Raw genomic sequence first — 9,514 nt, 5'->3', positions numbered from 1 at the left:
TCGCGCCCGCTACCCGCAGGCCCGCCTGCATGACCACGGGTCCAGGCTCATCTCGGCAGGCTTCATCGACGCCCATGTCCACTATCCCCAGACCGCCATCATCGCCTCCTGGGGCAAGCGGCTGATCGACTGGCTGTCGACCTACACCTTCCCCGAAGAACTGCGCTTCAACGACCGCGCCTATGCCGATGAAATCGCGAACAGATATCTCGACATCGTCCTCGCGCGCGGCACGACCACCGTCTGCAGCTACTGCACGATTCACCCCGAAAGCGTGGACGCCATCTTCACCGCCGCGCAGGCGCGCGGGATGCGGGTTTACGCGGGCAAAACCTGCATGGACCGCAACGCCCCCGAAGCGCTCCGCGACACCGCGCAATCGGCCTATGACGATTCCAAGCGGCTTCTGAACAAATGGCATGGCCTCGACCGCCTGTCCTACGTGATCACTCCGCGCTTGTCCCCCACCTCCACGCCCGAACAGCTGGCCGCCCTTGGCGCCCTCTGGCGCGAATACCCCGATTGCCTGATGCAGACGCATCTCTCCGAACAGCCCGACGAAATCGCCTGGGTGCGCGAGCTTTTCCCCCAGTCGCGCGACTACCTCGACACCTACGAGGCGCAAGGCCTCCTCCGCGAAGGTGCCCTCTACGGCCACGCCATCCACCTGACCGAACGTGAAAAATCGCGGCTGATCGAGGCCGGGGCCAGCCTGATCCACTGCCCGACCTCCAACACATTCATCGGCTCCGGCCTCTTCGACATGACCCTCGCCCGGTCCCTGCGCGTCGGCCTCGCCACCGATACGGGTGGCGGCTCAAGCTTCTCCATGCTCCGCACCATGGCCGCCGCCTATGAGGTGGCGCAACTGCGCGGTCAGTCCTTGCACCCCGCCCAGCTTTGGTGGCTCGCGACCCTTGGCTCCGCCCGCGCCCTTCACGCCGAAGGTGAGATCGGCAACATCGCGGTCGGAATGGAGGCCGATCTTGCCGTGATCAACCTCGCCTCAACTCCCGCCATCGCCCAGGCCTCGGCGCGGGCCGAAGACCCGTGGCAAGCCCTTTTCCCGACGATCATGATGGGCGATGACCGGGCGATAGAGGCGGTCTGGGTGGGTGGCACCCCCCGAATTTTCGCAGAAAATTCGTGACCGGCACCCGCGAAAAGGTAAAGCCAAGGTAAACGGTCCACCAACCCCTTGAGTTCACAAACTCGGCGCAAGTGTCCCACCGTGGGACACTTACTCCGCCAGCTCCCACCCGTCCGGATAGAAGTCATGCTTCAAGGCAATCGAGGTCGCGATCCGCTCGTAATTCCATATCTCCTCCGGCGTCACCGGGATCGGCCCGATCGATGCGATCAGCGTCTCGCCGTCCTTTTCCCGCCGCGTCCGGAACCCCTCCAGCCTCAGCGCCCGTTCAAGCGCAGGCCAGCTCGCATCCAGCTCCTCGATGAAGAAGGCATAGTCCACCACCGCCGTCTTCGGCAGGCTCACCCCCTTCGACTGCCGGAAAGTGTCATAGGTCTCGCGCCGCTGCGCTTCGAAATTGTGGTCCATCGCCGGGCCTCCTCGGCGGGCGTTCTAGCGCAATCCCCGGCGCAGGGCACGGCCTATTCCGTCCGCGGTCAGTTGCCGCCTCCCAAGGGGGCGATCAACTATTGAGCGAAGTTGAATTAGCCATTCAGCAGCGCCAGCGCCTCGGCATGCACCCTACGGTTCGCCGCGGCCAGCACCCTGCCGCCATCGTGGCACGGCCCGCCCTGCCAGTCGGTCACCACGCCTCCCGCCGCCTCGATCACCGCGATGGGGGCCTGCACGTCATAGGCCTGCAACCCCGCCTCGATCACCAGATCGATCTGCCCCGCCGCGATCAGCGCATAGGCGTAGCAATCCGTTCCGTAGCGCACCAGCTTGGCCCGCGATGCGACGAGGCGAAACGCCGCGCCCTCCTCAACGGTGCCTACTTCGGGAAAGGTGGAAAAGACGATCGCGTCGCTCAGCGGTCGCGGTGGTCGCACCGCCAGCGCCGCCTCGCCCATAGGCCCGGTCATCCGCGCCAGTCCAAGGCCACCCTCGAACCGCTCGCCGATGTAGGGCTGGTCGATGATCCCGTAAAGCGGACCCGCCGCATCGCGGACCGCGATCAGCACGCCCCATGTGGGAGTTCCGGAAAGATAGCCGCGCGTCCCGTCGATCGGGTCCAACACCCAGGTCAGCCCCGATGTCCCGGCGACCGGCCCGAACTCTTCGCCCAGAATCCCGTCGTCAGGCCGACGCTTGGCCAGCACGGCACGCATCCGTTCCTCGGACAGCCGATCCGCCACCGTCACCGGGTCAAACCGTTGACTTTCCTTGGTTTCCGCTGCCAGCCCCGGTTGACGAAAGTAGGCCAGAGTGGCCACGCGGGCCACATCTGCCAGTTCGTGCGCCGTGGCCACAAGCTCTGCCGCCACCGCCTTGTCGACACGCATCCCGCTCTCCCTGATCCACCCCTGCGGGCGCTAAACGCTCGCAGGGATCAGGTCAAGGCGTCGGGCGGTCACGCGGCTTCGGACAGAACGCGCGCCAGATCGAACAGGCGGCGGCGCTGCGCTTCGGGGATCGCGTAATAGGAGCGCACGAGTTCCAGTGCTTCCTTGTCGGCCATCATGTCGCCTTGGGCGAGAATTCCCACCGCCTGGCTTTCGCTCAGCCCCTCGAAGAAGAACGAGATCGACACGCCCAGCGCATCGGCCACATCCCAAAGACGCGAAGCGCTGACACGGTTCATGCCCGTTTCATATTTCTGGATCTGTTGGAACTTGATACCCACCTTGTCGGCGAGCTGCTGCTGGGTCATGCCGACCATCCAACGACGATGACGGATACGTTTGCCGACATGTGCATCAACCGGGTGCTTCATACTCTACTCCAAAAAAGAAAACGTCTGGTCCCCTCAGGAATATACAAGCATATTTCGTGCCAGAATTGGCCTTTTTGACTCCCCACGACGAATTTTTTGAATCCGGCCCAAAACCTGTCCTTTTGGATAGGACGAATTATACAGCTGTACAAAACACGGCGTGGTTGTCCTAGTTAACACCTATGGCGCGCCGGGGGGTCAAGCGATTCGCCTTTAACGCGAAATTCATTTTGCATTGCATTTTGCGATTTTGCCGCCCGATCTTCGCAAAACGCTAATCCACAGTCCGCTCTGGCACATCATACTGTTGCCGTCCGGGAAAAATCGCTAATGCGCCACCACAGACGTCCGAAACCGCAGAGAGAACTACCCATGCGCGCGTGGCATATCTTGTCCCTTGGCAGCCAGCCTGTCCAGACCCGGCTTTCCCGGCCAGTTCCCGCCAAGGGCGAGGCGCTGGTCCGTGTCTCGGCGGTCGGCATCAACTTCGCCGATCTCTTGATGGCCGAAGGCCGCTACCAGACCCGGCCCGCCCTGCCCTTCGTTCCGGGGATGGAGTTTTCCGGCACCGTCACCGCCCTTGGCCCCGACACCACCGGCCCCGCCCCCGGCACCGCCGTGCTGGGCCTGCCCGGCAACGGTGCGCTGGCCGAAGAGCTTTGCGTCGCGGCTGACGCCCTTTCCATCCTGCCCGCGGGAATGTCGATGACGGACGCGGCGGGCTTTCCCATCGCCTATGCCACCGCCCATCTGGCGCTGACCCACACGGCCCGGCTCAAACCCGGCGAGACGCTTCTCGTCACCGGTGCCGCCGGCGGCGTGGGCCTCACGGCGGTAGAGATCGGCAAGCGGCTTGGCGCGCGGGTCATCGCTTCGGCCCGGGGGGACGCGAAACTGGCCGTCGCACGCACCGCCGGGGCGGACCATCTGATCGACAGTGACGCGCCGGGCATGAAGGAAGCCCTGCGGGCCCTTGGCGGCGTCGATGTCGTCTTCGACGCGGTCGGCGGCCCGGCCTTTGACGAAGCCATGCGCGCCGCCAAACCGGACGGGCGGCTTCTGGCCATCGGCTTTGCCTCCGGCCAGGTGCCGCAGGTGGCCGCCAATCTTCTCCTCGTCAAGAACCTGACCGTCTCGGGATTCTGGCTTGGCGGCTATCAGGCAACCGCGCCCACCCTTGTCTCACACAGCCTGACAACCCTTCTCGGCTGGTATGCCGAGGGGGCCTTGCGCCCGCATGTCAGCCATATACTGCCGTTCGACAGCTACCCGCAGGCGCTGGAACTGCTGCGCAGCCGCGCGGCGACCGGCAAGGTCGTCGTGACGCTGGACTGACTACTCCGCCGCCATCGCGGACGTTGCGTCCAAATAGGCACGGCGAAGTTCCGACATCAGCGCTTCGGCCGCAGGCCCGCGCAAGGTGGGCGCCGCGTAAAGGCAGATCGCCAGCCGCCCCAGCTCGGGCAGCGCCCCCCGCGCATCGATCACTTCGGTGCCGACGGGCATCGTTCCGCCCAGCCGCGCCGAAATGGCCAGATCGGCCGCCACCGTCGCCTCGATCGCCTGCTCGCTCTCGCCGTCGAACGCCATCTCCCAGGGCAGCCCGGCCTTTTCCAGCGCCGCCTGAACGGTGGGCCGGAAGATGCAGGTGTCCTTGAACCCCAACCGCAGGGGCCGCCGCTGCCAGGCCGTACCGCCCGTGGACCCGATCCACACCAGATCACGCCAGGCCAGAATCTCGCCCCCCGCGTCGGGCTGCGTTTCCGTCGTCATGATGACGTCCAGGCCACCCCGGGCAAAACTGTCCTTCATCAACAGCGTGAAGGACGACACGAGATTGATCCGCACCCGCGGGAACAGCGCCGCGAGCCGCTTCAGGATGCCGGGGATCGCCGGATAGACGATGTCATGCGGCACGCCGAGCCTGATTTCCCCCTCGAACGACGCGCAGGTCAGCTTCGTCATCACCTCGTCATTCAGCGCGATCATGCGCCGGGCATAGGCCAGCAACTGCTCGCCCTCCGGCGACAGCGCCATCCGCCGCGCCGCCCGGATGAACAGCGTCAGGCCCAGCGCCTCTTCCAGCCGCTTGATCTGCATCGACACCGCCGATTGGGTCAGGTTCATGAAACCAGCGGCCCGCGTCACCCCACCCGCCTCGGCAACAGCCACGAAACTGCGGAGCGCGCTCAGGTCCAGTGTGCGGGGCATCATCAATCTCCGTGATGGGTTCAGCCACAATCATTCGTTTTCATTGTGCATCAAGCTGTCGCATAGTTCAAGCATGTTGATCGACGACCCGCCCACGATCACACCAGACGATGGAGGACACGACCATGGCCTACGCCGCCGCACCACATGCCACCCCAGCCGCAGCGCCCCGTGGGCACTGGCTGTCCCGCCTTTTTGCCGCCCTGCAGCTCCACCGCGAAAGGGTTCGCCTTGCCGCGCTGGACGATCATCTCCTCGCCGATATCGGCCTCAGCCGCGACGAAGCCGAGGCTGCGGCGGCGCAACCGCTCTGGGACGTGCCGAGACACTGGCAGCGCTAGCAGCGCTAGCTATTCTTCGGCCTTTTCCGACCGAAACGCTTGAATTATGGACCGACTGCACCGATATTCACGGCATGTGGTCACGCCGGTTCCCCGGCGTTGCCCTTAGGGACAACATCGGAGGCTTCACATGGCTGATTATCAAACTACGCGTCCGGTCGGCGTCGGCGTCGGTGCCGCCGAGATCGACGCCGGGCTTCGCGCCCATATGAACAAGGTCTACGGGCTGATGTCCGTGGCGATGCTGGTCACTGCCGGTGTCGCCTGGTCTGTCGGCACGTCGGACGCCCTGCTCTCGATCTTCCGCGATCCGCTGACGCTGCGCCCCAATATCCTCGGCTGGGTGGTGATGTTCGCCCCTCTGGCGATGGTCTTTGCCTTCGGCGCACTGGTCAACAAGATGTCGGTCGCGGCCGCTCAGTTTTTCTTCTACGCCTTCGCGGCGGTGATGGGCCTGTCGATCGCGTGGATTTTCAAGGCTTTCACCGATACATCAATCGCTTCGACCTTCCTGGTCACAGCGATCGCCTTCGCGAGCCTTTCGCTTTTCGGTTACGTCACCAAGCGTGACCTCAGCGGCATGGGCACCTTCCTGTTGATGGGCTTGGTCGGCCTGATCGTGGCCATGGTCGTCAACATGTTCCTGCAGTCCGAAGGATTGGCTTTCGCGATCCCGGTGATCGGTGTGCTGATCTTCGCGGGCCTGACCGCCTACGACACGCAGACCATCAAGACTCAGTACTTGATGTATGCTCATCATGGCGACGGCGGGGGTCAGTTGTATCAGGGACGTTCGGCCATCATGGGCGCTTTGAACCTCTACCTCGACTTCATCAACATGTTCATGTTCCTGCTGCATTTCCTGGGCAACCGCGAATAACAGCAGTCGAAACCAAAGGCAGGGGCCGGTCGCAAGACCGGCCCTTTGTCATTTCAGCTCCAGTTCCGCCAGCATCCGCACCGCCGGAAAGACGATACCTGGCCCCAGCGGCACCTCGGTCGGATACAGCACCCGGAACCCCAACGCCGCATAGAACGGCACCGCCGTCCGCGTCGAGAGGCAGTCGAGCCACTGCAACCCCGCCTTCGCCGCATCCTGCATCACCGCCGCCATCAGCTCTCGCCCGATGCCCTTCCGGGTCACATCCGGATCGGTCGCCACATGCCGCACATGGCCGGTGTCGGGCCTGACCGCCCCCTGCCCGCCGCCCGGCGTGGCAAGGCTCCACCCGCCCGCCGCCAGCACCCGGCCCGCTGCATCCACCGCCACGAAGTACCGCCCGGACGCAAGTAACCGCGGCTGCGCCCGCGCGATGATCGGCACCGCCAGAACCATGGTCGAGGGCGGATAGTCCGCCGCCAGCAGCTTTGGATAGCTCCGCGCCAGAAGCCGGTCCACGGCAGCCAGATCCTCCAGCCCCGCGCGCCTGAGGGTGAGTGTTTGATCCATAACGAAGCAGATGGTGCGACCAGAGAAAAAGAAAAGGTCAGCGGCGCGGCAAGTCCCGCAGAAAATCCCGAACCTCGGCCCGCCCACAAAGATGGATCACCGTCAGATCCGACGGCGCCCCTGCCACAAGCGCCCGAATCCGCTCCCGCGCCGTCGCTCGTGTCCGCCAGATGTAGCGCCAGAACGGCAGCGTTTCCGGGCCAAGCCGCTCGGGGCAGCCTTCCGGCAGGTCCGGTCGCACCTGCCCGAGATAACGAACCGACCGCTTCACCACCCGCCAGAGCCTGAGGCCAACCGGCAGATCCAGCCAGATCAGCGTATCGGCCCGTGAAATCCGGTTCGCGTAGGTCGACGACAACCCGCCCTCGAAAATCCAGCGCTCCTGCGCCTCCACCTCAAGGGCCAGCCTGATCTTCTCGGCCCTTGGTCTTTCGACCCAACCCGCCTGCCAGTGGATATGATCCATGTGAAAGACCGGCAGACCCGTCCGGTCCCCAAGCATACGCGCCAGGGTACTTTTGCCCGATCCGGGCTGGCCCACGATCATCACCCGCTGCATCGCAAACCCCCAAAGCAAAAGGCCGCGCCCTGAAGGTGCGGCCCAGCTTTCCATCGACGGAAGGCGATCTTACTTGATCTTGCCTTCCTTGTATTCGACATGCTCCCGCTTCACGGGATCGTACTTCTTCACGACCATCTTTTCGGTCATGGTGCGAGCGTTCTTCTTGGTCACGTAGAAGTGCCCCGTGCCCGCCGTCGAGTTCAGGCGGATCTTGATGGTCGCCGGTTTGGCCATTGCGTTTCTCCTGCGTCAGGGAAACTGCGGTCCCCTGCGAAAATCTTGAAGCCCGCCTTTTACCCGCACGCGTGCCCGAGTCAACCGCAAATGCGCTCTGTCACTGCCACATCTGCCCGCGCAGCTCCCAAGGCGTGACCTTTCCGTCGCCGTCGGTGTCTGCCGCCTCATACTGCGCCTTTTCGGCCGCCAGAAACTCGGCCATCGTGACCTTGCCGTCGCCATCGCCATCCTTCGCCGCAAACCGCGCAGCGTGGCGCTCGTGCATGACAGACGACATCGCGGGGTGCATCATGCGCATCATGTCCATGCGCCCTCCGCCCAACTCTCCGGCGACCAAAACGCCATCCTGATCGGCGTCCATCGCCTCGAACATGAACTCTGCATGCGCGGCGGCCTCCTCGGCGGAGACGGCACCGTCGTGATCGGCATCGATGGCGGCCATCATCATGCCGCCCCCGCCCATTCCCCGGCCCATTCCCGCGCCCGGTGGCATCATGCCTGGCCCCCAACCGGGACCGCCCCAACCGGGGTCGCCGCCGTAACCGGGCGGCATCATCCCTTGCCCGTCCGACCACATGCCATAGCCCGGCCCCATACCCCAACCGTCCCACCAGCCGCCCCATGGCTGACCCTGAGCGAATGCGGTCGATGACATCGCGGTCACCATGGCAGATATCATCAGCAGTCTTCTCATGATCGTTGCTCCTCTGGCAAAGCCACTCGCAGGCGCGGACGATCCGGCCCTTTGCTGAAGAGTACCGCCTAAGGAAGGCGGCCACCTTGACGAGGATCAACCCACGGGCAGGACAGCCGGTGGTTCCCAAAGCCGATGCAGGTTTGACGGGAAGACGCGCGGATGGCCTGTAAGCCGGATTTTGTCCCGGGCTTGCGCCCATGGATGACCATTCCTCTGCCAACCGTGTCACCACGGCGGTCAAGCTGCCAACCCGGGCCTCTCGGGCGATGGCGTCCCTGCGGGCGGTATCCTGGCCGAAGCCTGGACCAGCCCCGCGCGAGGCCCCTATTTGGCATTGCTCCGGGTGGGGCTTGCCGTGCCGGTCCTGTTGCCAGTCCCGCGGTGGGCTCTTACCCCACCGTTTCACCTTTACCCTTGCGAACAAGGGAAGTCTCTTCTCTGTGGCGCTTTCCCTGGGGTCGCCCCCGCCGGGGATTACCCGGCACCCTTGCCTTCTGGAGTCCGGACTTTCCTCGACCCCGGATCAGGTCCGGGGCCGCGGTCATCCAGCCATCCGCGCGAGATACGACCTAGGGGCTCGGGTGTTTCCCGTCAATGCCCGCCGTTCAGCATGGCAAAGGTCGCGGCATGGGCGCCGTTCGCCTCGGCATTGCGCAGGAACCCGACACGTTCGACCAGCACTTCCGCCGGGGTCGGGTCCTGCTGCAGCAACGAAAGGGTCTCGGCGATGAAGGCATCAAGGGGCATGCCCATCGGGTTCGTCGATTGGCCCGGCATCAGCTCCGTCTGCACCATCGGCGGGGCCAGTTCGATCACCTCGACGGTGGTGTCGCGCAACTGGTGGCGCAGCGCCTGGCTATACGAATGCAGTGCCGCCTTGGTCGCTGAATAGGTCGGCGTCAGCGCCAGCGGCACGAACGCCAACCCCGAGGTCACGTTGATGATCACCCCCCGCGCCTGCGCCCTCAGATGCGGCAGCAAGGCGGCGCCCATCCGGATCGGCCCCAGAAGATTGGTCACGACCGTCGCTTCGGCGTCGGTGGTGTCAACCGTTGCCGCCGTCAGGTCTTCGGCCCGCATGATGCCAGCATTGTTCACCAACACGTTCAGGCC

At 64.6% G+C, this 9,514-nt stretch carries 13 protein-coding genes and 1 other RNA gene; 4 read left to right on the top strand and 10 right to left on the bottom strand.

Annotation, left to right across the window (positions count from 1 at the left end; all coding sequences use genetic code 11):
• Window positions 1–1,150: guanine deaminase (gene guaD / locus ACRCSW_RS22750; RefSeq protein WP_438707930.1), on the top strand; the 1,150-nt coding region annotated here is incomplete at its 5' end.
• A gap of 90 nt (window positions 1,151–1,240) precedes the next feature.
• Here the strand turns inward: guaD and ACRCSW_RS22745 are convergent.
• The 3 genes from ACRCSW_RS22745 to ACRCSW_RS22735 all read right to left on the bottom strand — a co-directional run bounded on the left by ACRCSW_RS22745 (window position 1,241) and on the right by ACRCSW_RS22735 (window position 2,903).
• Window positions 1,241–1,558: a hypothetical protein gene (locus tag ACRCSW_RS22745; protein ID WP_438707929.1), complete on the bottom strand. Its 318-nt coding sequence runs from the start codon at window positions 1,556–1,558 to the stop codon at window positions 1,241–1,243.
• A gap of 116 nt (window positions 1,559–1,674) precedes the next feature.
• Window positions 1,675–2,472: an inositol monophosphatase family protein gene (locus ACRCSW_RS22740; RefSeq protein ID WP_438707928.1), complete on the bottom strand. Its 798-nt coding sequence runs from the start codon at window positions 2,470–2,472 to the stop codon at window positions 1,675–1,677.
• Between the two features lie 68 nt (window positions 2,473–2,540).
• Window positions 2,541–2,903 carry a helix-turn-helix domain-containing protein gene (locus tag ACRCSW_RS22735; protein ID WP_438707927.1) on the bottom strand — a complete coding sequence of 121 codons (363 nt, stop codon included), beginning with the start codon at window positions 2,901–2,903 and terminating at the stop codon, window positions 2,541–2,543.
• Window positions 2,904–3,275: 372 nt separating this feature from the next.
• On the opposite strand from ACRCSW_RS22735, the gene ACRCSW_RS22730 reads away from it, so the two are divergent.
• Entirely contained in the window at window positions 3,276–4,238 is a 963-nt protein-coding gene (locus tag ACRCSW_RS22730; RefSeq protein ID WP_438707926.1) for an NADPH:quinone oxidoreductase family protein, read from the top strand.
• On the opposite strand, the gene ACRCSW_RS22725 is transcribed toward ACRCSW_RS22730, so the two are convergent.
• Window positions 4,239–5,114, bottom strand: a complete 876-nt coding sequence (locus ACRCSW_RS22725) for a LysR family transcriptional regulator (protein ID WP_438707925.1) — start codon at window positions 5,112–5,114, stop codon at window positions 4,239–4,241.
• Window positions 5,115–5,239: 125 nt separating this feature from the next.
• Between ACRCSW_RS22725 and ACRCSW_RS22720 the strand changes: the two genes are divergently transcribed.
• A complete protein-coding gene (locus tag ACRCSW_RS22720; RefSeq protein ID WP_438707924.1) occupies window positions 5,240–5,455 on the top strand; it encodes a DUF1127 domain-containing protein in 216 nt (71 codons plus the stop codon).
• A gap of 130 nt (window positions 5,456–5,585) precedes the next feature.
• Window positions 5,586–6,335 carry a Bax inhibitor-1/YccA family protein gene (locus ACRCSW_RS22715; RefSeq protein WP_438707923.1) on the top strand — a complete coding sequence of 250 codons (750 nt, stop codon included), beginning with the start codon at window positions 5,586–5,588 and terminating at the stop codon, window positions 6,333–6,335.
• 48 nt (window positions 6,336–6,383) lie between these two features.
• Here the strand turns inward: ACRCSW_RS22715 and ACRCSW_RS22710 are convergent, their stop codons facing one another.
• The 6 genes from ACRCSW_RS22710 to ACRCSW_RS22685 form a co-directional block, all read right to left on the bottom strand.
• The gene (locus tag ACRCSW_RS22710) at window positions 6,384–6,905 is read right to left on the bottom strand and encodes a GNAT family N-acetyltransferase (RefSeq protein ID WP_438707922.1); all 522 of its coding nucleotides are present in this window, start codon (window positions 6,903–6,905) and stop codon (window positions 6,384–6,386) included.
• A gap of 37 nt (window positions 6,906–6,942) precedes the next feature.
• On the bottom strand, window positions 6,943–7,464 hold the full coding sequence (locus ACRCSW_RS22705; RefSeq protein WP_438707921.1) for an AAA family ATPase: 522 nt from the start codon (window positions 7,462–7,464) through the stop codon (window positions 6,943–6,945).
• A gap of 69 nt (window positions 7,465–7,533) precedes the next feature.
• Window positions 7,534–7,701, bottom strand: coding sequence for a 50S ribosomal protein L33 (rpmG, locus tag ACRCSW_RS22700; RefSeq protein ID WP_008027883.1), 168 nt, complete (start codon window positions 7,699–7,701; stop codon window positions 7,534–7,536).
• Window positions 7,702–7,801: 100 nt separating this feature from the next.
• Window positions 7,802–8,398 (bottom strand): hypothetical protein, encoded by a 597-nt coding sequence (locus ACRCSW_RS22695; RefSeq protein ID WP_438707920.1) that lies wholly within the window; start codon window positions 8,396–8,398, stop codon window positions 7,802–7,804.
• 154 nt (window positions 8,399–8,552) lie between these two features.
• Window positions 8,553–8,958, bottom strand: an RNA gene (gene rnpB / locus ACRCSW_RS22690) — RNase P RNA component class A.
• A 34-nt stretch (window positions 8,959–8,992) separates the two neighbouring features.
• Window positions 8,993–9,514 (bottom strand): SDR family oxidoreductase (locus ACRCSW_RS22685; RefSeq protein WP_438707919.1); only part of this gene is annotated, 522 nt, incomplete at its 5' end.

The sequence above is a fragment of the Tabrizicola sp. genome, from assembly GCF_051645465.1.
In the GTDB taxonomy this organism is placed as follows: domain Bacteria; phylum Pseudomonadota; class Alphaproteobacteria; order Rhodobacterales; family Rhodobacteraceae; genus Tabrizicola.
The sequence above is the reverse complement of the archived record's forward strand: the minus strand, read 5'-3'. Positions and strand labels throughout refer to the sequence as shown.